Raw genomic sequence first — 25,171 nt, forward strand, 5'->3', positions numbered from 1 at the left:
GACAGCGCAGATACGAGGCAACCCTCTGATAAGTTTCAGCGGCCGACGGTTTTTAGATTTTTTTCCGAACCCTGAAACTCTTTTGCCGGTCCGGGCGTATTTCTCATCACGACACCCGGCCTCGATCTGTTCAAAACGGTGAGCGAAGTAGTGATGTTTTCTGTGATCCTGATGCTTGCCATTCTCATGTCGCTCCTGATGGCCGGAGCGTGGGCATTGCAGAGAGCAACCGGTTCCAGCGGCTGGATCGACACCGTCTGGTCGGCGAGCGTCGGGTTTGGCGGCGTTTTGGCTGTTTTGTTGGCGGAGGGTGACGGCGGGCGGCGCGCCATCGTATTCTTCCTTATTGCCGTCTGGTCCCTGCGGCTTGCCGGCCATATCGGACTGCGCACGCGGGGCGGCGGGGAAGATCCCCGTTATGCAAAGTTCATCGAAAAATGGGGCAGCGCGGCCTCCTTTCGGCTTTTCATCTTCCTCCAGATACAGGCCGCCGCCGCCTTCGTGCTTGTTCTGGCGGTTTATCTTGCCGCCGGCAACGGCCAGGTTTTTCCGCGTGTCATCGATCTCCTTGCCACCATGATTGCCGTCGCTGCGTTGGCAGGGGAAGCCCTCTCGGATGCTCAGCTTTCGAAATTCAGGAAAACTCCTGAAGCAAAAACCGGCGTCTGCGAAACCGGTCTTTGGCGTTATTCCCGCCACCCCAATTATTTCTTCGAATGGCTTTTCTGGTGCAGTTTGCCGCTGCTGGCCGTTCAGACGAACGCCTTGTCATGGGCCTCGCTCGCCGCACCCGTCATGATGTACTGGCTGCTCGTCCACGTCTCCGGCATTCCGCCGCTTGAAGAGCACATGCTGAACTCGCGCGGGGAAAAATTCCGTGCCTTGCAACGTCGCGTCAACGCCTTCTTTCCAGGGCCGCGCAAGAACGAGGAAACGCCATGAACATGCTCGCCTTTGCCATCAATGCCGCAGAACGTGCGCCGCTCAACGACAGCGTCACACTCGCCGGGATAGATATGCTCTGCGCCAGAACGAAACGACGGCTTGCCCGTATTCCCGCAGCGGCGGAGCTGGATTTCGCTGCCGATATGGCAAAATTTCCCGTAGCCAGCCATACCGATGAGGCGAACAGGCAGCACTATGAGGTTCCGGCAGAGTTTTTTGCGCTCGTTCTGGGCGCGCAGCGCAAGTATTCCTGCTGTTATTATCCCGATGCCACGACGACGCTCGATGAGGCGGAGACTGCCGCGCTGGCCGAGACCGTTGCCCATGCCGGATTGCAGGATGGTATGGACATTCTCGAACTCGGCTGCGGCTGGGGCTCGCTTTCCCTTTATATGGCAGGCCGCTTTCCCAATGCGCGGATCACGTCCGTTTCGAATTCCGCATCGCAACGCGAATATATCATCGGCTGCGCTCGGGCACGGGGGTTCTCGAACCTGTCGGTGGTGACCGCCGATATGAATGATTTCACCTCCGGCGCGCGTTTCGATCGCGTCGTCTCGGTGGAAATGTTCGAACACATGTCCAACTGGCGCGCATTGTTCGAGCGTGTTCATTCATGGCTGAAGCCGGGCGGCCGGTTTTTCCTGCACGTCTTCAATCATCGTAGCCGGTCTTACCGTTTTGACCACAATAATCCGGCAGACTGGATCGCGCAGCATTTCTTCACCGGCGGCATCATGCCCGCCTTCGACCTTCCGCATCGTTTCGACACGCTTTTCACCGTCGAACGGGAATGGCGCTGGTCGGGATCGCATTATCGTCGGACAGCGCTCGACTGGCTGGCGAATTTCGACCGGGAGATCGTGCTTGTACGACCGATCCTGCAGCGGGTTTATGGCGTTGATGCCCGATTGTGGGAACGGCGTTGGCGATTGTTCTTTCTGGCAACGGCGGGGCTTTTCGGGCATCAGGATGGTGAGGTTTGGGGCGTCGGGCACTACGTTCTGATGCCCAACTAAGCTTAAAACGTCAGCTGAAAACAGAGTTTACCCATTTGGACCACGTTTGAGCTGACAAAATTTGCGGAATTAGGTGGCAACTGCCACCAGACCTCCTGCCGCTGAACGCATAGGATCGCTGCGATCCTATGGAGCGGTTGAGCATGGTTCTTATCGTTGATGAACTGAAGAGAAAGCAGGGGGAGATCGGCCTTCGCATCGGTGAATTGCGGGCGCAGATCATCTTGCTGGAGCAGCAGCAGGCAGCATTCGATGTCGTCATTCGGTCCTATGATCCGGATCATGCGCCCTTGATCGAGAAGGGATCCGCCCGCCGTCGACGCAAGCTGGATGGTGTCGACAAGGGGAGCATCTCCATGCTCTTCAAAGGCTTTGATCGCCGTGGTTTCGTTTTGCGGACACTCCGAGAGGCGGGACGGCCGATCACGACAGCGGACTTCGCTGTGGCCTTCGCCCGCGAGAACGGCCTCGGCGAAGACGACGCAAGGCTTGGCCTCATCGGCAACCGTTTCTCCCAGATGCTGGATCAGCTTGCCAAGGCTGATCGGGTGCGCCGGGCGGGGAAGATCGACGGGCAGCGGCATTTATGGGAGGTTGCCGCATAGCATGGGGACAGCGTACCCGGCATTGATCCTCATGCTGACGAAGCGTAAAATGTAGATGTCGTTGCCGAGGAGAATATTAAAAGATGAGATCTGCACCCAGCAATGCAGATCAGATAGTAAAAGTTCTCCAGGGCGGCGACGCCCTGAGGCGCGTTCGGATCGTTGAACGATCTTATGGTGTGTACGTTCTCCGACCGGAAGAATGGTATCAAAACGTGTTCGAAGGGGAGATCGTCGCCGAAGGTTGGAAGCCCATACATGGCGATTTCGGACTATTCGGAAGCGCCGACTTGGCCGAGAGTGAAGCGATCGCCAGCTTTGATTGGCTACTAGATTCACCATGCCCTACGGCCTAGCGGCCCCTCTGTAGTCACCGCCACTGGCGCTCCGGGTTCTCCCCGCCCTCCCAAACAAGGTCGGGTGGGTGGTTGCCCTGCCAATATCCGCATAGGTTTCTCGACGTTGGCCTTGAGGGCGCCTTGTAGAGCATGCCCCGGAGCTGAAGGCCGTTGTCGACACGACGATTGTCCTCGCGCCAGGCGATTTCGGCCGCGTACCAGTCGAAGTAGCGTACCGAGAAGCGATGGTGGATTCCGATATAGGCACGCTGGATGCGGCTGAAGAAGCTCTCGACGTGGTTCGTGTTGACCCCCGCCTTCTGCCTGGTATTCTTTGCTGTGATTGACCCGGTGCAGTTCCTGCAGGCCTTCAAGATCGTCGTAGCTGAAGTGCTCGTCCGCGTGCAGCCGTGAACCCTTTCGAACGTGCTTCTTGACCATCTCCCACGCCTCGTCGGAGTCTTCACTCCGGATGACGCGCGATAGGGTCTGCTCGCGCCCACGGCGGAAAGGCGTCTTCTCACGCAACGTCAGGATGGTCAGGCGCTTGAAGTTCTGGTTCTCGGCACGACGCCGATCGACGCGATCCTCCTTTCGATTCTCCGGCTTAATGTGGCCGCCCGCGTACTTGCCGTCGATATGAATCTCGCCCTCCAGTATCATTCGGAAGCGCCGCGTCGAAATCGCCTCACCCATCTTCATCAGCAGCACCCATGCGGTTTTTTACTGGATGCCCAGCTCGCGGGAGAGCTGGAGAGCGCTCTTGCCTTTAACCGAATTCACCGAGAACCAGAGTCCCGCCAGAATGTCCCGGAAGCTCATCTTCCGGAACACGAAGACCGTTCCGGCGTGACCGAGAACTCGCGGCGACAAGCCTGGCACTTGAAACGGCGACGTCGGATCTCCCAGCAGTTCGAATGCGCGCAGCGGACGCAGGTCGGCCTGCCTTCGGTATCCGGCCAGCGGATGAAGCAGAAAGCCTTGTACGACCGCTCTTCGTCGAAGGTGCGAAGGTTCCTAAGCGTGAAGGTCTGGCAATAGGGTGACAGCAGGAAGTGCTGGTTGCCCCAATATTTCCACCCTCCGAAGTGCCTCCAGTTCAGAGGAGATGGAGGTCTGCGGCGAAATGGTGGCGGGCAGATTGGTCGGCATGTTCGATCCCTTGATGATTACGCGATACGACAGGGCCTCGCCGGAGGTCGGCGAGCGGAAAATCAGCGTTGTCGTATGTCTATGGGTCTGAACATGCTTCGGTTCGTACCAAGGTCCAGCAAGAGAGTCGATCGGATTCTTTTCGGGATGGATGGATCACTGGCAGCGGAGCTGCCCTAACATCACGAAAGGCGAGTCTGTCGAGGGCGTCGTAGTCCCACTCTGAAGGGCTGGTGGCAGTTGCTACCCAATTCCGAAAATTTGCCTTTTTCGCATCGGGTGCTGGTGTGTTGATTTAAGAGGGGGCGCGGTAGTTGCCTTTGAAACCTCGCTAGTTGAAATCCGGCTCACTGACTTCGTCCCTGTGTCTTCGCGTAACGCTACTCGCGCCGCTGGCTCTCGCTCCCACATCTCAAATTCGTCCTCACAAAGGTCGACCGCCAACCCGTTGATTTCGTCAAGCTTCGTGTCTATCGCTCGCTTGTCTCATTTCCTTGCGCCTGGATGGTAGGCGGCATCTTGCGAGTTAGATTCAGTGCTCCCAAGGTAAGCAGCCGCTTCTTTTCGGCCGATGAAGGGATCATATCTCCGGCCTTACCGGATGATCCCTCAAGTCTACATATACAAGCACTCTTAGTTATCCGTCACCGTTTTTAGCCACTTCCACCCGGCGAACTTATCGCCCTTCTCCCTGATATGCGTGTATCTTTTTAGACTGTTCCAATTACGATGGCCCGATACGCTGGCGGCGAGTCGGATCGTCTTACCCATCTCGAACAGGCGGGGAATCCCTTCGTGATGCAGGTCGTGGAAATGCAAGTCTTCGATCTCAAGGAAACGGCAAGCGCGGGTGAAGGCTGCGCCAACCCCGGCAGTGCCGTAGGGGAATATCCGCGGCCCAGTCTTCGGCATAGCTTTGATGATCTGCATTGCCTCTGGCGGAAGCTCGCACCACACGTCATTATCCTTTTTCTGTCCAGGATGCCTGAGGTCCCGGACGAGTATGCGGCTGTGAGGCTCATCTAGATATTCCCATTCTATCCGGACTATCTCTTCCTGCCTGCGTGTCGAGTAGATTGCGAACGCGACCACCCGATCCATGCGTGAGACATGTAGCGTCGCCAAATTTCGGGTGGTGAAGTAATTCATGATCCTGTCGAGCTGGGGGGTAGGGCGGTGCGACCGGCTCTCAGAATTGGCGATGGCGTTCAGCTTACGAAGGACCGTCTGCGCATCCCGCATGGCGACGGGATCAAGCGGCATACCCCACGCCGGCCGAGCGATCGAAAATATGGAGGACAGATGCGGCTTACGGCCTTCGGCCAGTTGGGTGGCAAATGTCACGATATCATCGCTTCGGATATCTGCGCAATCCATCGTGGCAATCTTGAAGGCTTTGATCGTTCTGAGCACCTGCTCTTGGTGGCTCCCATCATTCCTTTCTCTTTGACGTACCGATCAATGGCGTCCGCTAAGGTGAAGCGGTCCGCATTCAACCGCTCCAGCGCGCTAGGTTTGTCGATATCGGTCTCGCGAAATCGAACCCACGCCTCCGCCTCGCGCTTTCGATCGAAAGTCTTGGCCTCCCTGAAAACTATACGGCCGCCTTTTTTTCTGAGGATCTGCGCGGTATAACCAAGCGATCCGTCTTTTCGTTTTCTCGCGGTGATGGTGCTCATCGGTTCAATATTCCTCTCTCGGTACGACATCGTCATACTTGACTATAAAATTGGGTGGAACAGCGTGGAAAAAGTAGGACGAAACAAGATGAAAAACGACATCAATATAACGGGTATAAAATATTGAATTTATACGAAAAATCAATAAAATCAGGGGTTAAGATTTTTTCCGTGGCCCCCATGATCGACTGGACCGACACGAGGTGCAGGTTTCTGCACCGGCAATTGTCGAAGCGTGCGCTGCTGTTTACCGAAATGATCGTTGCCGACGCCATCATCCACGGCCAGCGCGACAGGCTGCTCGGTTACCATCCACAGGAACATCCCGTTGCGCTACAGCTTGGCGGATCCGACCCCGCCAAGCTTGCCGAGGCGGTGCGGATTGCCGGGGATTACGGCTATGATGAAATCAACCTCAATGTCGGCTGCCCTTCGGACCGGGTGCAATCCGGCACTTTCGGCGCCTGCCTGATGCGCGAGCCCGAAGTCGTGGCGCAGTGCGTTTCGGCGATGAAGGCGGTTGCGACTGTGCCGGTGACTGTCAAATGCCGCATCGGGGTGGATGATCAGGAGCCGGAATCGGTGTTGCCGGATTTTCTGGCGCGTGTTGTCGCGGCCGGCGCGGATGCCGTGTGGATCCATGCGCGCAAAGCCTGGCTGCAAGGGCTCTCGCCGAAGGAAAACCGCGAGGTGCCGCCGCTCGATTATGATCTCGTCTATCGCATGAAACGGGAAAATCCCGACGTCTTCGTCGGTATCAATGGCGGAATCGCCGATCTCGATCAGGCTTGCGATCATCTGCAGCATATGGATGGTGTCATGCTTGGCCGTGCTGCCTACCACAACACATCCATCCTCGCCGATGTGGATCACCGCATCTATGGCGAAGAGGCCCCGCAATACGACTGGATGGGGTTGCGCGACGCCATGATGGCCTATGCCGTCGATTATATTGCCGCGGGCGGGCGTCTCAACCACGTTACCCGCCACATGGTCGGTCTGTTTCAGGGCATGCCGGGCGCGCGCCGTTTCCGGCAAATTCTCTCCAGCGATGCCACCCGGCCGGGGGCAGGGCCGGAGGTGATCGAGGCGGCTTTTGCTGCGATCGATTTCAATCCGACAAAAGAACTGGCGGGCTGAAGGCTGGAAACGGCCTTCTTACGATTTTCATGCCGCTTAGCGACCGGGGTATCGCGAGAAATTCCGCAGCCGGGATCGGGTAATCTCTCAAGGGACGATCCAGACCAGCCCGTGCCATTCCCTCCCGGTATCGCCAGTCATGCAGAAATCGAGTGATGGTTTGCGGATCAGGCCGAGGCGCGACATGACGGCCCGGGAGCGGAAATTATCGGAGCTTGTATAAGCGACGATCCCAGCTATTCCTTTGAAATCGTTCGCATGCGCCAAGGCGGCTTTTGCGCTTTCGGTCGCATAACCTTTTCCCCACGCCTGCCTTATGAAACGCCAGCCGATTTCGTGGTGCGGGCCGAGCGGATGGTCTTCGGAGAGGCGTGGCATAACGCCTGCATAACCGAGAAACAGGCCATCGGGATTTTCAACCGCCCAGCGGGCGATGCCCTGTTCGCGCTGCGCCCTGCGATAACGCTCGAATTTTTTCCTGCTCCGCGCCTCGTCCGCCGGCCCGCCCTGATCGGCCATCACCTGCGGATCGGTCTGCATTGCAGCGAAGGCGTCAAAATGATCGTCCCGCCAATGGCGCAGGCGTAAACGTTCCGTCTCGATCATATCCATTCCCGCTCAACCTTCTAAAGACGACAGCCCTTTGCCGACGAAACGTCTTGGGCGATCATCGGCATTCTTGCCGGGGTGAGATGACGGGAGTGAGACGCAGGCTGTTTATTCTCCGGACATCGAATGTTTTCCAACACGACGACCTGCCGGGTGAGGCTGCAACATCCGGTGTTCAGCGGCGCCGCATCACTCAGACAGCCTTTTGCAATTCCTGCGCACCGTTGGGCGCATTGATCTTGCCGCCGGTGATGAAGAAGGCGAAAACGTCGCGCGGTGTCTTTTCCGCTTTCCGGTCGGGCGCGATCAGCGGCAGATCATCAGGTACACCGCCCGCCGCATAGGTTTTGACCCGTTTTGCCCAATGGCCAATCTCGGCCTTCGGATAGCAGGTGGCGATGTCGTCTTCGCCTTTTTGCAGGCGGCAATAAACGAAGTCGGCCGTCACATCCGGCAGCATCGGATAATCGTGGTGATCGGCGCAGACAACGGCGACCTTGTGTCTGGCGATAAGATCGATGAATTCCGGTACCTGAAATGTCGGGTTGCGCACTTCGACCACATGGCGAAGCCGGATACCATCCTGTTTCTCCGGCAGGAGCGCCAGAAAGGCGCCGAAATCCTCCACATCGAATTTTTTCGTCGGCGCAAATTGCCAGAGGATCGGGCCGAGGTGAGAGCCAAGCTCCGTCAGTCCTTGAGTCAAAAATTTCGTCATCGATTCACCCGCTTCGGCCAGAACCTTGCGGTTGGTGACAAAGCGGCTGGCCTTCAGGGAGAAGATGAAATCGTCAGGCACTTCGGAGGCCCATTTGGCGAAGGTCGCCGGTTTCTGGCTGCTGTAGTAGGTGCCGTTCACCTCGATTGCCGTCATTTGCCGGCTGGCATGTTCGAGCTGGCGCTTCTTCGGCAGTTTTTCCGGATAAAAGGTGCCTTCCCAGGGCTCGAAGGTCCAACCGCCGATACCGGTGCGGATCGTGCCTGATGTCGACATATGCTGTTCCTCCTCCGGCCTTTGGCCCATTCGACCTTTGCTGTGAAAGACTGCGGATTACTCCGCAGCCTCGCGTTTCCCGGCCGGCCGGCGTTCCAGAAGTTCCTTCAGGAAATGACCGGTGTAAGAGCGCTCGACCTTGACGATATCTTCCGGCGTGCCGGTCGCCACGATTTCGCCGCCACCCGTGCCGCCCTCGGGGCCGATGTCGATGATCCAGTCGGCTGTCTTGATGACTTCGAGGTTGTGTTCGATCACCACGACGGAATTGCCCTGGTCCACCAGTGCCTGCAGCATTTCCAGCAGTTTGTTGACGTCGTGGAAGTGCAGGCCCGTCGTTGGCTCATCGAGAATGTAGAGCGTGCGGCCTGTCGAGCGTTTCGACAGTTCCTTGGCGAGCTTGACGCGCTGGGCCTCGCCGCCGGACAGCGTGTTGGCTTGCTGGCCGACCTTGATGTAACCGAGGCCGACATCGAACAAAGCCTGCAGCTTGTCGCGCACTGCCGGCACGGCGGCGAAGAATTCCACGCCTTCTTCCACCGTCATATCCAGCACGTCGGCGATGGACTTGCTCTTGAAAGTCACGTCCAGCGTCTCGCGATTGTAACGCTTGCCGTGGCAGACGTCGCAGGTGACATAGACGTCGGGCAGGAAGTGCATCTCGATCTTGATGACGCCGTCGCCCTGGCAGGCCTCGCAGCGGCCGCCCTTGACGTTGAAGGAGAAACGGCCCGGCGCGTAGCCGCGCGCCTTGGCCTCCGGTAGACCGGCGAACCAGTCGCGTATCGGCGTAAATGCGCCGGTATAGGTGGCCGGGTTGGAGCGCGGCGTGCGGCCAATCGGCGACTGGTCGATATCGATAACCTTATCGATGAATTCGAAACCGTCGATGCGGTCGTGTTCGGCCGGGATTTCACGTGCGCCCATCACCCGGCGTGCCGCCGACTTATAAAGCGTCTCGATCAGGAAGGTGGATTTTCCACCGCCCGACACGCCGGTAACGGCGGTGAAAACGCCGAGCGGAATTGCCGCCGTGACATTCTGGAGATTGTTGCCGCGTGCGCCATAAACCTTGATCTCGCGGCCCTTCTTGGGCTTTCGGCGCTCTGCCGGTACGGCAACGCCGAGTTCGCCGGAGAGGTATTTACCGGTCAACGATTTCGGATTGGCCATCACCTCCTGCGGTGTGCCTTCGGCGATGACCTGGCCGCCGTGAATGCCTGCGGCCGGGCCGATATCGACCACATAATCCGCCGTCAGAATGGCATCCTCGTCATGTTCGACGACAATCACCGTATTGCCGATATCGCGCAGATGTTTCAGCGTCTCGAGCAGGCGGGCATTGTCACGCTGATGCAGGCCGATTGACGGCTCGTCCAGAACATAGAGAACGCCTGTCAGGCCCGAGCCGATCTGCGAGGCCAGCCGGATGCGCTGGCTTTCGCCGCCGGAAAGCGTGCCGGAATTGCGCGACAGGCTGAGATAATCCAGTCCGACATCATTCAGGAAGCGCAGGCGTTCGCGGATTTCCTTGAGGATACGGACCGCGATCTCGTTCTGCTTGGCATTGAGATTTTCGGGCAGCGTCTCGAACCAGTCGCGCGCCTTGCGGATCGACATCTGGGTGACTTCACCGATATGCAGCTTGTTGATCTTGACGGCCAGCGCTTCCGGCTTGAGGCGAAAACCGTTGCAGGCCGGGCAGGGCGCTGCCGACATGTAACGTTCGATTTCCTCGCGCGCCCAGGCGCTATCGGTCTCTTTCCAGCGGCGCTCCAGATTGGGAACGATGCCCTCGAAGTTTTTCAACGTTTTATAAGAGCGCGCGCCGTCCTGATAATTGAATTCGATTTTGTCATCGGTACCCTGAAGAATGGCGTGCTGTGCCTCCTTGGAGAGGTCCGACCACTTGCTCGACAGTTTGAAACCGAAGGCCTTGCCGAGTGCTTCCAGCGTCTGATTGTAATAGGGCGAAGACGATTTCGCCCATGGGGCAATCGCGCCGTCACGCAGCGTGCGCGCCGGCTCGGGAACAATCAGGTTCTCATCGACCTTCTGCTGCGAGCCGAGGCCATCGCAGCTGGGGCAGGCGCCGAAGGGATTGTTGAAGGAGAACAGCCGCGGTTCGATTTCCGGAATGGTGAAGCCGGAGACCGGGCAGGCGAATTTCTCTGAAAACAACACCCTTTCATGGGTTTCGTTGAGCGACTTGTTGGCGGAGCCGCCCGCGGCGGTTTCTTCCGGTGGCAGGGGTTTGTCGGCGAATTCGGCGATAGCCAGCCCATCGGCGAGCTTGAGGCAGGTCTCGAGACTGTCGGCAAGGCGCGCGGCCATGTCCGGACGCACCACCGCACGGTCAACCACCACATCGATGTCGTGTTTGTATTTCTTGTCGAGGGCAGGAACGTCAGCGATCTCGTAGAACTGGCCATCCACCTTGACGCGCTGGAAGCCCTTCTTCATCAGCTCGGCAAGTTCCTTTTTATATTCGCCTTTGCGGCCGCGCACGATCGGCGCGAGAACATAAAGACGCGTGCCTTCCTCAAAGGCGAGGATGCGGTCCACCATCTGGCTGATGGTCTGGCTCTCGATAGGCAGGCCCGTAGCGGGCGAATAGGGCACGCCGACACGCGCAAACATCAGGCGCATATAGTCGTAGATTTCGGTAACCGTGCCGACCGTGGAACGCGGGTTCTTCGAGGTGGTCTTCTGCTCGATGGAAATCGCCGGCGACAGACCCTCGATCCGGTCGACATCCGGCTTCTGCATCATTTCGAGGAACTGGCGCGCATAGGCCGAAAGGCTTTCGACATAACGGCGCTGGCCCTCGGCATAGATCGTATCGAAGGCAAGCGACGACTTGCCCGAGCCGGAAAGTCCGGTCATGACGATCAGCTTGTTGCGGGGCAGATCCAGATCGATACCCTTGAGGTTATGCTCGCGGGCACCACGGATGGAAATCGTCTTCAGTTCACTCATGGCAAGGCTCGGACAAAATTAACGGGCTTGATGGCAGCGCGTCCTTATGTAGTGACGCAGCCGGGGGTGTCGAGGTCTATTCCCTGTCGGTCGGAGCTTTTCAGCCCACTTGACTCGAATTTCGCGATTAAATAGAACAAAAAAGGAACAAATAGCAAGCACCAATATTCGCCCTTCGAAGGTCGTGATTATTCGCTGTGGATAGTTGCGCCGTTGCGGTGCCTTTTGACGGCCACGATGGTTATTGTGTGCGGGATTTTTTGAAATGCAATTGCCGGTCATGATGGTCGGCGGACAGGATGACGAGATGGCTGGTAGCGTAAACAAGGTAATTCTGATCGGAAACGTCGGCGCCGATCCCGAAATTCGCCGGACGCAGGATGGCCGCCCCATCGCCAACCTGCGCATCGCCACCTCGGAGACCTGGCGCGACCGCAACAGCGGCGAGCGCAAGGAAAAGACCGAATGGCACACCGTCGTGGTTTTCAACGAAGGCCTGTGCAAGGTCGTCGAACAATATGTCAAAAAGGGCGCCAAGCTCTATATCGAAGGCCAGTTGCAGACCCGCAAATGGCAGGACCAGACGGGTAACGACCGTTATTCGACCGAAATCGTGTTGCAGGGCTTCAATTCCACGCTGACGATGCTTGATGGTCGCGGTGAAGGCGGCGGTGGTGGCGGTCGCAGCGGCGGCGGAGACTTCGGCGGCGGCGGTGATTATGGTAGCAGCGGCGGTTACGACCAGCAGCCGGCACGTGGCGGCGGCTCTTCCCGCAGCGGCGGTGGCCAGCCTTCCGGCGGCTTCTCCAACGATATGGACGACGATATCCCGTTCTAGCAGGGAGCGTTTCTGCTTTTGTAAACTAGATCACTTATCGTATTGAGACAGCAAGAGAGTTTCGAAAGTTTACAGATCGGGGAAGCGTTGCATGCGTTGCCTGGTAGGGGAACGCTGAAAACTGTAAACTAACGCTTCGTTGCAATGGTATTGCTGAAGGTAAACCTTAAAAAACTGAACACTGTTCATGAAATAAGTTGAACAGTGTTCAGAAAATAGATATAGATTTGCTATTGTATTGCCTTGATTCGTAGGCGATGGTCCTCAGCTATATTTTGTAGCTGGGGGTTTTTTGTTTGCCTGGAAATCCATACATCGTTCGATGGTGTCGCCTTTCATCTGGCGAGCGGATGCCCTTCCTCATTTCGGCGACCAGCGGCCTTCCGCTGGAGTCTCCCGCATATTGGATCACCGCCCACCGCAGGGCGCTCGGCATGCAGCCGAATACCCTGTTCAACGAGCTCCGCTCGCTGATGCATCTCTATCTCTGGGCTGACCTCCGGGGTATCGATGTCGGCGAGCGCCTCAGGGAGGGTGTTTTCCTGTCCCTGAGTGAGATCATCGATCTGGTCGGATTCTGTGGCCGATACCTCGCTGACATACTTCCCGAACTAGAGCAACGTCGCTCGAACGTTGTCGCGCTTGTGAACCGGAGGAAGCCACCGAAAGATAACACCGTCCAGTTCGGCGAGAAGCGGAAGCGCCTGTACGTCATCCGGTCGTTCATCGAGTTCAGCAGCGCCGACCACCTGTCAACGCTCCAGCAATGGCCCTCGCGCTGGTTGGTATACGACAAGATGCGTCGGGAATGCCTCGACCGGATGGGCGAGTACATTGGAGCGATCCGGGCACCCAACCGCGACGATGTCGGCCAGCGAGAGGGGCTTGAACCGGAGGTGATCAAGAGGCTGCTGGCGGTTCTTGAGCCAGACCACCCCGAGAACCCTTTCCAGCCCAAGGTGCGTTTTCGGAACTATCTTATTGTCAGGCTGCTAGTCGAGCTTGGCATACGGCGCGGCGAGCTTCTTAGTCTCTACGTAGTCGACATGGCGCTCAGCGGCGCGCAGGGCACCGTCACCATTCACCGACGGCCAGATGACACACATGACGACCGTCGAGAAAAGCCCGCCGTCAAGACTGCCGCGCGATTGCTGCCGTTGAGCGGTCGCGCGACGGAACTGGTTCACGAATGGGTTGTCGAATACCGATCCAAATTACCGCTCGCAAAGCGAAATCCCTTCCTGATTGTCACCATCCCCGACGGCAAACCAATGTCGCTGTCGAACATCAACAAGATATTCCAGGCGATACGCAAGCGTGTTCCCGGTCTGCCCGACGAACTCGGGCCCCATCCGCTCCGGCACTCCTGGAACGACGCATTCTCGGAACAGGTCGACCGCAAGGGAAACATATCGCAGGAGGACGAGACCAAGTGGAGGAAGCGGCTCATGGGCTGGCGGAGCGACTCGACAGCACAGCATTACCTGCGCCGGACGACACGGCGGAGGTCGAACGAGTTCCTGGCGGAAATACAGGAGCGCTTGGACATCATGATAGATCACGACGGAGATAAAGAATGAGATCAACAGATGATGCTTCCAGTCTTGGAGATCTGCCCCCGCTTCCCGAGAAGGTCATGACACGCGACGGAATGATCTTCTATCCGCGCCCAGATCGATGGTCGCTGAGTGGCCTTTCACGCAAGCAGACATTCAAGTTCGAGGAGTTCGATCATCTTTCGATCGGCATCGTACTGCGGCTAAAATGGCTGTTAATAAAAGTGCTTGAAGAGAAGTCATTCGCGCACAGTTGCAACCTCTTCACTACTTTTCTCCTGTTTTATCGATCCGTTCTTTCTACCACAAACTCCTCTTGTGAACGGCTCGAACTCACTCATGTTCTCTCATTTAAGGCGACGCTCAACGCCTCGACGGAATGGAAGCTTGGCATCTTGCGGATAGTGCTTGCCGATATGAGCAGGCTTGGTTTTGGCATCGCTTCCGACGAGGTCCTCGAATACCTCGCGAGTTCGACGATCGCAGGCAACATCAAGGGCACGTCTATCCGTACGAGGGATCCCAATACGGGAGCGTTCAGCGACACCGAACTTCTGGCGATCCAGTCTTCACTCAATGACGCATACGCGTCTGGCGAGATCAACCTCCATGGCTTTGCCATTGTATGGCTGTTTCTCGCCTACGGGTGCCGCCCAATTCAGATCGCTGCGATGAAGGAAAAAGACCTCCTCGTATCGGCAACTGCTGACGTAAAGGCCTATGCGCTTCGTATCCCCCGTGCCAAGCAGAGCGGGCGCGGCCACCGCGATGTCTTCAACGCGCGCTATTGCAGCAAGCCGATCGGCGCATTGCTCGAACGTGTAATCAAAGAAAATGCGGCTCGACGGACAGAATTAGGTCTTGAAGCCGGCGATGCCCCTCTCTTCATGGCCCATAAGGTCGGGGAATTGGTCGACTTGGAATACCACCGGACTGCGCAAAGTATTGGAGTGACAGTGAATGAGGGTATCAAGCGCCTTACCGGCCTGAAGGGCAATCCTAAACGGTTCAGGATAACTCTTGGACAGCGTGCGGCGGACGATGGGAAGGACAAGTGGACCGTTGCCGAACTGCTGGACCACTCGGACACCCAGAACGTCGAAGTCTACTTCGAAGCCAGTCCGGCGATGGTGCTCCGTCTCGACCGCCACCTTGCAATGGAACTGGCGCCTCTTGCCCAGGCCTTTGCGGGTGTTGTCGTGGAGACTGAAGAGGCGGCGCGTCGCGGTAGTGATGGGACCAGCCGCATCTACGATCGGTCGCTGGTCGATAACGTCACCAACCCCCTCGGCATATGCGGGCAGATGAGCTTCTGCGGTCTTGGGGCGCCGTTCGCATGTTATACGTGCCGCCACTTCCAGCCTTGGATCGACGGACCACATGAGGAGTTCATGGCTGCGATGGTCGCTGATCGAAAGCGGATGGAGGACGACGGGATATCACCCAAGATCTTCACGATCAGAGATAGGGCGATTCTGGCGGCGGCGGAAATTATCCAGCTCTGTTCCATGGAGCGGGAAGCTCGCCGGGCGGTCACATGACCGGCACAGTTCTGAAATTCACTGGCACTGAAACGGAATACCCGTCAGACCGCGTTGCCGACTTCATCGCCTTGGCGCGTCAGGTGGAGGCGCTAATTCCCAATGACAAATGGGAGCGGGATCTATGGTCGGTTGGGGCCTCATTCCGTACAAAGGGACAGAATCGGGATAATTGTCTTCTGGCGTTCTACGATCGGTCGACGAGGCTGACCAGCCAACACGAACTGTTCGGTGGAGCCCCGCTCGCGCAACCCTTCAAGGAGTTCGCCAAGGCATACGTCCGCTACATGCATTCCACGTCCCCAGTGTCCTACGAGGTCACCACGAAGCGGCTGGATGCCCTGCAGTTAATCGAAGCCGGGTTCAGATCGCTAGACCTTGAGCCACGGATAGAAAATCTGACGGTATCAGTTCTCAACACCGCCGTTTCCATGGCAAAGGAGGGCGTCGGACCCGGTCGTCACTATCAGTTCGCGATAGGTATCCAGCAGATCCACCGCTTCTGTCTCGACCGAAAGTTTCTCTTCTCGCCGTTCCAATGGAAGCATGGCGTCAGGAAGCCGAAGGATAAAACCGAGGAGATCGGGACTACGGCCCGAAAGTGGCGCGACAAGAAGCTTCCAAGTCCGGCGGCCTTTTACGCGCTGGCCCACATCTACAGAAAGTCGAAGACCTTCCAGGATCGCCTCTATTCCGCGATGACAGCCATCTTCGTAGCGATACCCATCCGGATACATGAAGTCTTGCAGCTTCGCGACGACTGCGAAACCTATGCGAAGGTCAAAAACCCTGAAACAGGGGAAACGGTAGACGGATACGGTATTCGGGTCTTTCCGGGAAAAGACAACCCGCCGCAGGTGAAATGGGTTCCGACTCAGATGGCGTCGATCGTGCAGGAAGCCGTGGCGCGGATTCGGGAGATGTGCGCCCCCGCGCGCGCTGTTGCGGCTTGGTACGAGGCAAACCCCGGTCAACTTTACCTTCCCGAGGGTCTTGAACGGTTCCGCCACGGTAACTGGCTTCCGATCGATCTAGTCCCATTGCTTTTGAGCGGACAGGCGGTGCCTGAGGCCAAAACGTGGGTCCGGAAGAATGGCGTGGAGTGGCGCAGTACCAACGGGCGAGGCAACGAAATGGGCGAGGTGCGGCTGTCGTCGCTTGGCAAACGTCTCCTACAGGACCTTCCTCGAGGTTTTCCCCACTTCAACGGAATAGAAGATCAAAAATACTCTGAGACCCTCGCGGTGCTGTTTGTGAACCAAGTCCACGGCCTAAAAGGGGACTGCTGCACGCTTGTCGAGCAGGCCACCATTCAATCCTTCAGCCAATGGCTGGCAGGACGCGTTGATGGGAGAAAGCTAAGTGTCTTCGATGAATGGGGCTACACCGAATCTGATGGCACCCAGATAAGGTTGACCAGTCACACCTTCCGCCACTGGCTGAACACAGTCGCGCAGTTGAGCGGCATGAGCGAGATAGATATCGCGCTATGGAGTGGGCGCGAACTCAACCAGAACAAGGCCTATGATCACGTCACTCCGGAAGAGACGTTGAGCCAGATCAGGGCCGCGTTCGATGACGGGAGCGGACTGGGGCCGATGTTCGAGTCGGGCAAGATGGTCGGTATCAAGCGTCCCGTCGATCGAAAGGAGTTTGCCGAGGCACAGATCGGCGCCGCCCTCACGACCGAGCTTGGCATCTGTGTCCACGACTATTCGCTGCTTCCCTGCCAGACGCATGGGGATTGCCTCGGCTGTTCCGAGAACGTCTTCATCAAGGGAGACGCAAAGCACCGCGAGCGGATTGAGAAGCGGCTTGTCCTGAATCAGAAGCAGCTTGACGACGCACTGTGGGCGATGGCTGGCGATTCATTCGGCGCAGACAGATGGGTCCAGTCCCATGAGGCCAGCATCGCCAAGATGAAAGAGATGATCACGATACACGACAACGCGGCTATTCCCGATGGCACTGTCGTCAGCCTTCGCGGCGCTGCGCTTGACAGCGAAGTCGCGATGGCGTTGCGCGACAGGGACGCGCTCGGAAGTACCGCGGTCGTCGAAGAAACTGACGCTGACGAGGCCGAGGAAATCCTCGGCGACATATGTGAGGACTGATGATGGCCAAGGCCCGTCTCACGGACGACGAAATCGAGCGGATCATCGAGTTGCTGACCTCATGGCGGGGGACGCTGAGCTGGGAGCTATTGATGGACCGCGTCGAGAAGTTGCTTCGGCGCTCGTTCACGCGACAGGGGTTGGCGAAGCAGGTCAACATACAGACAGCATACCAGCAGGCCAAGGAACGCATCCGCGAAGGGAAACCGACACACAAGGAGGCGTTGCCGGAGATCGTTCTCATGCAGCAGACCATCGATAGTCTGCGAGCGAAGATTGCTGTGATGGAGGCTGAGCGGGGCCGTTACCAAGAAAAGTTCGCCATCTGGCTCTACAACGCGCGCATCAGAGGCCTCTCCGAGCTTGCTCTCAACAGTCAACTGCCGGAAGTGGATCGGAACGAGAGTAAGAAAAAGAGATGAGCTTCAATTCCTTCCAGCAAATCAGTGAAGAGAACTTTCTTCGGCTCGAAACCTACATCGAGAGAATGCTGGGCGCTGGGATGAAGCTGCCGAGCAGAGGCGGCAAGGTCAACAAGACCGCCGTCGCCACAGCGTGCGGGTTCAATCGGGAGACATTTACCCAGAACAAGCGCTTCGAGCAGCGGCTTGATGAGGCTGTCACCGTGTTGGGTCTCGAAGGCCCTGTCGCCATGGACCCGCCGCGCCGGGACGGGGCCGACAAGGCGCGCATCACAATGCTCGAGCAGCAGCTCGCGTCGCTGCGGGGCGAGAACTACGAACTTCGGCGAAAGCTCGCGAGGTACGAGCATGCGACGCTGACAGGGAGAAGGGTCATCCCATGACAGCAATCCCGCGTGGTCGGCATATCGTTGAATTCCTTGCTTCGCGACCGGAGTTCGTCGGTGTGGGAAAGGCGACAGCCGCACGCTTGTGGGAGCGCTTCGGATCCGATCTCTACGCCATCCTCGGCGACGGTGATGTCGAACGGCTGTCGGAACTGCTCGACCGCAATCAGGCTGCCATTGTCATCGAGGCTTGGCGGAACCAGCAGGCACTTGCGGACTGCGTGGTGTTCTTCGACGAGCATGGAATCGAGGTCGGCATCTCGCGGAAGGCGGTCGACTTCTGGGGCGATGAAGCCGTCCTGAAAATGAAAGACAATCCGTATCGCCTGCTCACTGTATGCCCATGGCCGCAGGTCGACCGGGTCGCGTTTGCAGTTGGCGTCGGGAGGGACGATCCCCGTCGGCTCATCGCTTCTGTCGAAAGCGTCCTCTATGACCGTCTTGACCGGAAGCATACCTGGTGCGGCCGATCCGTTCTTCTAAGTCTCGTGGCCAACCGTCTCGCCAACACAGAAGAGCACGCGGCTGCGGCGGTGGAACTGGCGGTCGCCGATGGCGCGGCTATCATTATAGACGGCGGCTACCAGCCCGCTGGAGCCGCCTACATGGAGCGGTTCATCGAAGCGCGGATCGACGGCCACCTCGCGGGCACGGGCGGGCGGGACCTGTACCTCGATAGCATTCGCCCCGAGGACATCGCCACCTTCCTTGCCGGGTTCGAGCGGTCGCAGTCCCTGACCGACGAGCAGCGACACGCTGTTCATATGGCGATGCAGAACACATTCTCACTTTTGATCGGCGGCGCTGGCGTCGGCAAGACCACCGCACTTCGCGCCATCAATGCGAGTGCCCGGCACTTTGGGATGAGCGTGTACCAGCTCGCCATTGCGGGGCGTGCCGCTGGGCGTATCGCTGAGGCAACGGCACAGCCTGCGCAGACCGTCGCCTCCTGGCTGAAGGGGGTGAGTGACGGCCGCATCGAACTTGGGCGGCATACTCTCGTCATCATCGACGAGGCCTCGATGCTGGATCTGCCGACGCTGTACCGGATCCTGTTCCGCCTTCCGGAGGATGCCCGCTGCCTGCTGGTCGGCGACACGGCACAGCTTCCACCGATCGGCTTCGGCCTTACCCTCCACCGTCTCGTCCCCGAAGGCCGGATACCGAAGACGGAACTCACACGGATACTGAGAGCTTCGGCGGAATCCGGCATCCCGGAAGTATCCCTCGCTATCCGTCACGGCAGTGTCCCGCGGATCCCCGTATATCACAAGGAGTGCGCCGGCTGCAGCTTCGCGGACGCTCCTGAAAACCGGATCGTCGAGACTATCGAGGAAGTACTCCATGACCTTCGGAGCGAGGAGGTGCAGGTGGTTGCGTCCGTTTATGCCGGAGCCGCCGGGATCGACAATATCAACACATATTTCCACGATCTGCGGAAGCGAGCTGGCTTTGGCACCATGCATGGGTTCGCCGAGGGCGATCCCTGCATCTGGACTGTCAATGACTACGATCGACATCTCTGGAACGGATCGATGGGAATGGTCTCAGGCTTTGATGGAGACGCCGTCGTCGCGGTGTTCGATGGGAAAAGCCACCGGATTGGGCCTGGCGAGATCCCGAAACTCAGCCTTGCCTACTGCATCAGTGTCCACAAGGCTCAGGGCAGCCAGTTCAGGAACGTGGTCATACCCGTTTTGCCGACGGCGAACATGGATCGGGCGATGATCTACACGGCGTTGACGCGGGCGATCGACCGGGTCATCCTCGTGGGTTCCGAGGTAGGGTTCAATAAGGGGGTTCGACCGCACCCCAGATCATTGGACAGGGACGTCGCTCTCGCGCTCAGATCCAAGGAAACTTCGCTTGTGTCGCTGTGAGGATGCTCGCTGAGCTGTGCTCGACAACAAACGCAGTCCAAGGCGAATTCCACACGAGCTAATCAAAGGAGAACTACCTTGCAGGAAACCACGCGCCAGATGGAAGTCTTCTCCTCCGTTATATTCGACGAGACGCTGCACTTCCTTACGCTCGCCGATGGTAAAACTGACGAGGCTTGGGGCGTCGCTGGGATCGAAGGCTTGCTAGACAAGCACTTTGACGGTGATGCAGAGCTCGCAAAGCACTTCTTCCGCCGCGTCGATCAGTTGTATCCAGGCGGCTACGAGATGACACTCACGATTAGGGACGCCGAGCTTTACGACATCAGATTATCGCAGGGTGGGGCGACCGAGGTTTATCCCAACCGTTTCGTCTTCTTTGAATCCTGACCAGTTGGGCCGACGCTAAATTGCCCATGACCTGAAACAGAAACGGACTGGCGAAAGCCAGTCCGCCATCGTTCACACGGTCATCGCCGTCCCCGGCTGTACCGTGGATCCCGAGTACCACGGAAATCGTTCACTGCAAATATCCTAGCGGGTGAATGATGCCCATCCAGGGCATCAGAGGGGCGGCAATGAGCCCCTGTCTCCTGGCTTGGTTAAAAACTATCGGGACGCCTTGTTTCGACCATTGGCAATGGCTCAGTCGCTTGAACTTTGATTGCTTGTGTTTCTTCGGTAGCCCGCGGTCAAAGATGAAGCTCGTACCCCCCAACCTTCCGATCCGTCCGGTTTGATAAAGGTGATACCGCATTGTTCGAAATGCTGCGTGAGCCTCTCCACTGCACCAAAACCCGCTTCGCCTTTTTCGATCAGGTAAACGGTCTTTTGAGTGAAGCCGGTGGCTTTCGCCAGCTCGCGCTGGGTCTGTCCGACAAGGATTCGTGCTGCAATTAGGATGCGGTCTGGGGGGCTCATACTGGATGAGTGACATCAAAATTGAATGCTTGCAAATGCTTGTTGCCAGGGTAGTCAATGACGTCATATATGACTTCCTTGACTACCAATTGAGTCCTTGCGACATACTCAGTTGGGAACGGAAGCAGCACTTTTTAGCCGTAGAATCGCCTACATACCGAATGTCAAAGGACAGATTATGAGAATAAGATTCGCACCTGCGGAAGCACTCGCGCTCCTGGTTGATGATCTGCGATTGGTGGAAGCAGGACGCTTGAATGCCATCGATCTTCGTGATGCGCCGATATTGTACAACCATCGTATCCTTCCACTTTCGGTGGGGATGCTTTCCGGAGTCGTTGAAGGACATCCAAGACTGGGGTCAGGTCGAAAGATCACGACAAGCCAAGTATTCTACATCGATACCGAGGTCGGAGTAGCTCGGACGATGAGCCGCTGGTATCGCCTGGATCTTGGCGATGGTAAGGAGCGTCACTGATGCCGTGAGGGTGCCGATCTTCATAAGGATGATCGCCGCGCGCCAAGCGAGGATTCGGCGCTGGCGCTGCCGAAACCTAGGTGTGGCCTGATGGACGAAGAACCAGCGAAGAGCCTCCTTGATGAACTCAGGGAATTCGGTTTTCGCGCATTCCGTAGAGCGCGGTTGATAATAGGGCAGGGTCGCCCCAGGGAGAAGCTCCGAAAGTATCTGGCCATCCGAGACCGTTCGCGCGAGGAGCTTCGGGATGACGAGAAATAAGCACTTTTCGACGAGGTGGCGCCGTTTTGCCGGCCTTGAGGATAGCATACGATCCAGGCTGACTGTCCGACATTCTTAGGATCGTCGAGGAAGCCATCTCGGGTACAAATGGTGAAGCAGGTCGAAGGGAAGTTGAGGCTAAGTTGCGTAGATGGAAGTGGGCGGAATGAAAACAAGCTGAGCTCTGGGGTGGGATTCTGTCGCGGTTTTAACGCAGGTCAGAGATTCCCGGCACAATCCAACAGACAATCAGAGAATTTTTTCTCCTCATCCTCGAGGTTTGTGGCATCTAAATCATAATAATATCCACTAAGCCTTATTCCGTTGACGGTACCAATAGTGCTCAGTCCATGTTGCTGATTGGGACCTCTCTGCAAAACAAGAACAGCATGATCTGTCTTGTAGGTAACTGCATATGTTATAGCTTGATTTATGTCGTCTCTGCTCGGTTTTTCTTTGTATTTTACCTCAACTATCAATTTTTTCCGCGACGATATATTCGTCACGACAATATCCGGTTGCGCTGGAGGGTTTTTCCGATCATCGAATAATGGCTTTTTACCTCCCGCATTCCCGTCCAACACCCAAAATTCGTCACGCCGATTCCGCTCTAGTGTTTTTCGCAGGTAAGATTCGAACAACTCCTCAAAATTGACAATGAAGGAACTCATATCTATGTCATTGCCATCGTCTTGTAGCGCGATCGCACTCTCGGAAAGGGCTAAGATAGCTATCGATAAGGGTCTGTAGTAGTATTCTCGGAACGAAGGAAGTCGCTTTTCGCGAATAATCTCCCGACATAATTTGATATCGTTATTATCAGAGGTCCTTATCGACTTTGGAATGCTTCGGTGGCTTTGTTCAAGCCCTAGAAACGTAGCGCGATCGATTGCGCCTTCGGAACGACCATTGTTTAGAAGCAGCTCTGCAGCTGTTTTGATGACGCGATTGATCGGAATATCGAACGTCTGCCCAAACTGCGAGGTCACCATTTCATACCTTCGGCCCGAACTCCAGCATTTTGACACCGTTGCCGCGATGTCGATCTTGCCACGTAGGCTAGCTCCCACAAGGCGATTTCGCCTGTATTCCTTGTGTAGCCCATGTACTAGGACTTGGTTGACCGCAGCGGTGAAGTCTCTGGCGATGAACTCAAAAATACTTGCGCTGCGGTTGCGTTCGGCCAGATAGGGTCGCTGTGCGACGTCCAAATTGATCAGGGAGCTTTGGGCGATGTCTACCACCCTCGCTATGTTACGCACAGGGAGCTTTGGCTTGACGTCGACCGTAATGTACGGCGTTAGCGGAATGCGGCCGACGAATGGCCCCGCCGATAAAATAGCCTTGCCGCGGCGAAACTGGACAAACAAGAGACCTTTCTGTTCCACGAAGGAATAGACTTGAGACACGCCGCCATGGAAGAGTTCGGACAATTCAAGTTCGCGCGAATTTCGGGATTCAAGTGTTATCACTGACTTGGTTTGCGCGATGCCTGGCAGTATCATTGTCGATCAGCTCTGTGCCGCCTCTTCGGGAATATCATTTTGTTCTTGCAAAGGGACCTCTGCTTGCGACAGCCGGTCAAGGCAATTCTCCCATAGACTTTCGGAATCATTCAGCGCGTCAGGATTAAATCGAAGATTCTTTTGAACAAGATACTTTAATTGCGTTTCCCACAAGCGGGTCAGTGATGCTTTATCCCGTACAGATTGGAAGAAGGCGTGCCCGACCTCAACAAAGCGTTGGATTCCGACAAAGAATTCGATCGTTGGTCCAATAAGGCCGGCATCCGCGCCGTTGTCGTTCAGAAATCCTCTTAGTCGCTCTTTATCTGGCAGCATGTTGACCTTCGCCCACCGCCTCTCCATGGCAGCGTCTAGTTCATCCACAGAGCGGTCCTCGGGGTTCATTGTAGCGAAGAATACAAGATTTCGGGGTATTGATGTCTGCCGTCCTGAGGGGAGGAAAAATGGCACTCCTCGCAGAGAACTCTCCATATAGGTCAAAGTCTCTCCAAGCGTTCGTGCGGGATCGGTGCGGCTGAACTCGTCAATAACCATTACGACGGGCGCATCGGTCGACGAAGCAAGCGAAATCATTTTCAAAAGATGCTTATCTACCAGGCCGAAGCCACCCTGGCCATCTGGGGCATACCCTTCCACGAAGTCTTCATATTGATAAGAAGGATGAAATTGCACCTCTCGGATGCGGGATGTCTCTCCATTTGTCAATTTCAACGCAATCTGACGCGCGTACCACGATTTTCCGGTTCCGGGAGGGCCGACGAACATAACTCCAGCGGCGCGATCGATGGTGAGAAGCTTTTGCACTTCGAGATAGATAGGATCATCGTCCTTCAGCTCGGAAGGCATAAACTGAACGGGTTGAGCCATATCCTGAGGCATATTGATTTCGATAGCCTCGTCCAGATAATCAAACCATGCCTTTTGGCTATCACCGAAGTCTTGCCACTGAACGAATTGTTCAAGTTCGCCTGGAATGAGAAGCGAACCCAGCGCCGTAAATTTTCGTTTGCCGCCCGACGATTCGCGGTCGATCAACAGGCCGCCGAATCCCGCTGCTGAGAACCATGGGGTTATACGGCGAGTAGCTTGTTGTGGGTCGGTATATACTGCAGGACCCAAGTGCTTTTCGGCGCTCCGAGGATTTTGTGGATCGTAGTCAGGTTCTTGCCGAGCCATTGCGATAAGATTGATAGCGTCGCTAACGTCGGCATCACGCATTGTGCGCAGCAGAACTCGATGAACTTCCTCCCAATGAAGCCACTCAAGCTTGTCGATGGCCCGCCATATTGTTCGGTAAGGCAACACGTCACAATCGGGCGGATAGTCGCGATTCTTTGTTGTTGGGTTCAAAAGCTGTTGTCGTCCTAAGACTCGGACCGCCGCCGCCGCAATCTTTAGTCTCTCACGCTCCACTGCGGCATGTGCCGCAGCATAGCTGTCCGACACTACCGCCCCAAAACGGGTTCGCTGGACTTTGCCATCTTGAATCCACAAAAGGCCGAGTTCCTGGAACAATTTCTTCCAAGTTTCAATACGGGTCTCGGCTATCTGCTCTTTAAAAAGCGGCGCTATCTCACTATAAGGACGCTGATAGGGCTGTCCTGAGCTTTCCAAAAAGCCAACCAGCTTTGAATTAATCTCTCCTACCTCAAGGCGGACATCCGCGTCTGCCAATACATCGCGTAAGGGCGTTCCCCAGTTGTCTATCGGCACGCTTGAACCCCGTTCGTTCTCATTTCTGGCTTTGCTCAGCGGCGAAGAATCGGTAATCATCCCTGCCATCGAGTC

The 25,171-nt window shown here is 56.7% G+C and carries 20 protein-coding genes and 2 pseudogenes; 13 read left to right on the plus strand and 9 right to left on the minus strand.

All coding sequences use genetic code 11. From position 1 onward, the window contains the following. Positions 1 to 153: 153 nt before the first annotated feature. The 3 genes from FCH38_RS00915 (at position 154) to FCH38_RS00925 (ending at position 2,569) form a co-directional block, all read left to right on the plus strand. Complete coding sequence (locus FCH38_RS00915) at positions 154 to 942, plus strand: DUF1295 domain-containing protein (RefSeq protein ID WP_153513722.1); 789 nt, start codon at positions 154 to 156, stop codon at positions 940 to 942. Next, positions 939 to 1,964 carry an SAM-dependent methyltransferase gene (locus tag FCH38_RS00920; RefSeq protein WP_153513721.1) on the plus strand — a complete coding sequence of 342 codons (1,026 nt, stop codon included), beginning with the start codon at positions 939 to 941 and terminating at the stop codon, positions 1,962 to 1,964. Before FCH38_RS00915 ends, FCH38_RS00920 begins: the two co-directional genes overlap by 4 nt. A gap of 143 nt (positions 1,965 to 2,107) precedes the next feature. Then, positions 2,108 to 2,569, plus strand: coding sequence for a hypothetical protein (locus tag FCH38_RS00925; protein ID WP_174372576.1), 462 nt, complete (start codon positions 2,108 to 2,110; stop codon positions 2,567 to 2,569). Positions 2,570 to 2,939: 370 nt separating this feature from the next. Here FCH38_RS00925 and FCH38_RS23615 read toward each other — a convergent pair whose 3' ends face one another. The 4 genes and pseudogenes from FCH38_RS23615 to FCH38_RS00940 all read right to left on the minus strand — a co-directional run bounded on the left by FCH38_RS23615 (position 2,940) and on the right by FCH38_RS00940 (position 5,738). Next, positions 2,940 to 3,374: a transposase gene (locus FCH38_RS23615; RefSeq protein WP_371418811.1), complete on the minus strand. Its 435-nt coding sequence runs from the start codon at positions 3,372 to 3,374 to the stop codon at positions 2,940 to 2,942. Continuing rightward, positions 3,283 to 3,609 (minus strand): annotated as a pseudogene (locus FCH38_RS23620) (transposase); the annotation flags it as partial. The gene FCH38_RS23615 and the pseudogene FCH38_RS23620, both read right to left, overlap by 92 nt. 116 nt (positions 3,610 to 3,725) lie before the next feature. After that, on the minus strand, positions 3,726 to 4,049 hold the full coding sequence (locus FCH38_RS23625; RefSeq protein ID WP_174373105.1) for a transposase: 324 nt from the start codon (positions 4,047 to 4,049) through the stop codon (positions 3,726 to 3,728). 643 nt (positions 4,050 to 4,692) lie between these two features. Beyond that, positions 4,693 to 5,738: pseudogene (locus FCH38_RS00940) on the minus strand (tyrosine-type recombinase/integrase). Between the two features lie 123 nt (positions 5,739 to 5,861). Between FCH38_RS00940 and dusA the strand changes: the two are divergent. Then, entirely contained in the window at positions 5,862 to 6,878 is a 1,017-nt protein-coding gene (gene dusA, locus FCH38_RS00945) for a tRNA dihydrouridine(20/20a) synthase DusA (protein ID WP_153513719.1), read from the plus strand. An 87-nt stretch (positions 6,879 to 6,965) separates the two neighbouring features. Here the strand turns inward: dusA and FCH38_RS00950 are convergent, their stop codons facing one another. The 3 genes from FCH38_RS00950 to uvrA form a co-directional block, all read right to left on the minus strand. Continuing rightward, positions 6,966 to 7,490: a GNAT family N-acetyltransferase gene (locus FCH38_RS00950; protein ID WP_174372578.1), complete on the minus strand. Its 525-nt coding sequence runs from the start codon at positions 7,488 to 7,490 to the stop codon at positions 6,966 to 6,968. A 190-nt stretch (positions 7,491 to 7,680) separates the two neighbouring features. Further along, entirely contained in the window at positions 7,681 to 8,481 is an 801-nt protein-coding gene (locus tag FCH38_RS00955; RefSeq protein WP_153513717.1) for a DUF72 domain-containing protein, read from the minus strand. 57 nt (positions 8,482 to 8,538) lie between these two features. Next, entirely contained in the window at positions 8,539 to 11,460 is a 2,922-nt protein-coding gene (gene uvrA / locus FCH38_RS00960) for an excinuclease ABC subunit UvrA (RefSeq protein WP_153513716.1), read from the minus strand. Between the two features lie 265 nt (positions 11,461 to 11,725). Between uvrA and FCH38_RS00965 the strand changes: the two genes are divergently transcribed. The 9 genes from FCH38_RS00965 (at position 11,726) to FCH38_RS01005 (ending at position 21,596) form a co-directional block, all read left to right on the plus strand. After that, a complete protein-coding gene (locus FCH38_RS00965) occupies positions 11,726 to 12,298 on the plus strand; it encodes a single-stranded DNA-binding protein (RefSeq protein ID WP_174372579.1) in 573 nt (190 codons plus the stop codon). A gap of 350 nt (positions 12,299 to 12,648) precedes the next feature. Beyond that, positions 12,649 to 13,878, plus strand: a complete 1,230-nt coding sequence (locus FCH38_RS00970; RefSeq protein WP_174372580.1) for a tyrosine-type recombinase/integrase — start codon at positions 12,649 to 12,651, stop codon at positions 13,876 to 13,878. Continuing rightward, complete coding sequence (locus FCH38_RS00975; RefSeq protein ID WP_174372581.1) at positions 13,875 to 15,395, plus strand: site-specific integrase; 1,521 nt, start codon at positions 13,875 to 13,877, stop codon at positions 15,393 to 15,395. The genes FCH38_RS00970 and FCH38_RS00975 overlap by 4 nt, the downstream gene beginning before the upstream one ends. Next, positions 15,392 to 17,509 carry a hypothetical protein gene (locus FCH38_RS00980; RefSeq protein ID WP_174372582.1) on the plus strand — a complete coding sequence of 706 codons (2,118 nt, stop codon included), beginning with the start codon at positions 15,392 to 15,394 and terminating at the stop codon, positions 17,507 to 17,509. Before FCH38_RS00975 ends, FCH38_RS00980 begins: the two co-directional genes overlap by 4 nt. Next, positions 17,509 to 17,931, plus strand: coding sequence for a hypothetical protein (locus FCH38_RS00985; protein ID WP_174372583.1), 423 nt, complete (start codon positions 17,509 to 17,511; stop codon positions 17,929 to 17,931). The genes FCH38_RS00980 and FCH38_RS00985 overlap by 1 nt, the downstream gene beginning before the upstream one ends. Further along, positions 17,928 to 18,314, plus strand: a complete 387-nt coding sequence (locus tag FCH38_RS00990; protein ID WP_174372584.1) for a hypothetical protein — start codon at positions 17,928 to 17,930, stop codon at positions 18,312 to 18,314. Before FCH38_RS00985 ends, FCH38_RS00990 begins: the two co-directional genes overlap by 4 nt. Next, positions 18,311 to 20,197, plus strand: coding sequence for an AAA family ATPase (locus FCH38_RS00995; protein ID WP_174372585.1), 1,887 nt, complete (start codon positions 18,311 to 18,313; stop codon positions 20,195 to 20,197). Before FCH38_RS00990 ends, FCH38_RS00995 begins: the two co-directional genes overlap by 4 nt. 78 nt (positions 20,198 to 20,275) lie before the next feature. Beyond that, positions 20,276 to 20,587: a hypothetical protein gene (locus FCH38_RS01000; RefSeq protein ID WP_174372586.1), complete on the plus strand. Its 312-nt coding sequence runs from the start codon at positions 20,276 to 20,278 to the stop codon at positions 20,585 to 20,587. 709 nt (positions 20,588 to 21,296) lie between these two features. Beyond that, a complete protein-coding gene (locus FCH38_RS01005) occupies positions 21,297 to 21,596 on the plus strand; it encodes a DUF6634 family protein (protein ID WP_174372587.1) in 300 nt (99 codons plus the stop codon). 479 nt (positions 21,597 to 22,075) lie between these two features. Here FCH38_RS01005 and FCH38_RS01010 read toward each other — a convergent pair whose 3' ends face one another. Then, on the minus strand, positions 22,076 to 23,362 hold the full coding sequence (locus FCH38_RS01010; protein ID WP_174372588.1) for a 5-methylcytosine restriction system specificity protein McrC: 1,287 nt from the start codon (positions 23,360 to 23,362) through the stop codon (positions 22,076 to 22,078). Between the two features lie 6 nt (positions 23,363 to 23,368). Further along, a complete protein-coding gene (locus FCH38_RS01015) occupies positions 23,369 to 25,165 on the minus strand; it encodes an McrB family protein (RefSeq protein WP_174372589.1) in 1,797 nt (598 codons plus the stop codon). Positions 25,166 to 25,171 lie beyond the last annotated feature (6 nt).

It is taken from the genome of Agrobacterium tumefaciens, assembly GCF_013337285.1.
In the GTDB taxonomy this organism is placed as follows: domain Bacteria; phylum Pseudomonadota; class Alphaproteobacteria; order Rhizobiales; family Rhizobiaceae; genus Agrobacterium; species Agrobacterium burrii.

Excerpts from the sequence above, each read along its gene's own strand:
- FCH38_RS00925 (WP_174372576.1), top strand. The coding sequence starts at position 2,108 with ATGGTTCTTATCGTTGATGAACTGAAGAGAAAGCAGGGGGAGATCGGC.
- FCH38_RS00955 (WP_153513717.1), bottom strand. The coding sequence starts at position 8,481 with ATGTCGACATCAGGCACGATCCGCACCGGTATCGGCGGTTGGACCTTC.
- FCH38_RS00915 (WP_153513722.1), top strand. The coding sequence starts at position 154 with ATGTTTTCTGTGATCCTGATGCTTGCCATTCTCATGTCGCTCCTGATG.
- FCH38_RS00995 (WP_174372585.1), top strand. The coding sequence starts at position 18,311 with ATGACAGCAATCCCGCGTGGTCGGCATATCGTTGAATTCCTTGCTTCG.
- FCH38_RS00975 (WP_174372581.1), top strand. The coding sequence starts at position 13,875 with ATGAGATCAACAGATGATGCTTCCAGTCTTGGAGATCTGCCCCCGCTT.
- FCH38_RS00985 (WP_174372583.1), top strand. The coding sequence starts at position 17,509 with ATGATGGCCAAGGCCCGTCTCACGGACGACGAAATCGAGCGGATCATC.
- FCH38_RS00920 (WP_153513721.1), top strand. The coding sequence starts at position 939 with ATGAACATGCTCGCCTTTGCCATCAATGCCGCAGAACGTGCGCCGCTC.
- FCH38_RS00965 (WP_174372579.1), top strand. The coding sequence starts at position 11,726 with ATGCAATTGCCGGTCATGATGGTCGGCGGACAGGATGACGAGATGGCT.
- FCH38_RS01015 (WP_174372589.1), bottom strand. The coding sequence starts at position 25,165 with ATGGCAGGGATGATTACCGATTCTTCGCCGCTGAGCAAAGCCAGAAAT.
- FCH38_RS00950 (WP_174372578.1), bottom strand. The coding sequence starts at position 7,490 with ATGGATATGATCGAGACGGAACGTTTACGCCTGCGCCATTGGCGGGAC.
- uvrA (WP_153513716.1), bottom strand. The coding sequence starts at position 11,460 with ATGAGTGAACTGAAGACGATTTCCATCCGTGGTGCCCGCGAGCATAAC.
- FCH38_RS00990 (WP_174372584.1), top strand. The coding sequence starts at position 17,928 with ATGAGCTTCAATTCCTTCCAGCAAATCAGTGAAGAGAACTTTCTTCGG.
- FCH38_RS00970 (WP_174372580.1), top strand. The coding sequence starts at position 12,649 with ATGCCCTTCCTCATTTCGGCGACCAGCGGCCTTCCGCTGGAGTCTCCC.
- FCH38_RS01005 (WP_174372587.1), top strand. The coding sequence starts at position 21,297 with ATGAGAATAAGATTCGCACCTGCGGAAGCACTCGCGCTCCTGGTTGAT.
- FCH38_RS00980 (WP_174372582.1), top strand. The coding sequence starts at position 15,392 with ATGACCGGCACAGTTCTGAAATTCACTGGCACTGAAACGGAATACCCG.
- FCH38_RS01010 (WP_174372588.1), bottom strand. The coding sequence starts at position 23,362 with ATGATACTGCCAGGCATCGCGCAAACCAAGTCAGTGATAACACTTGAA.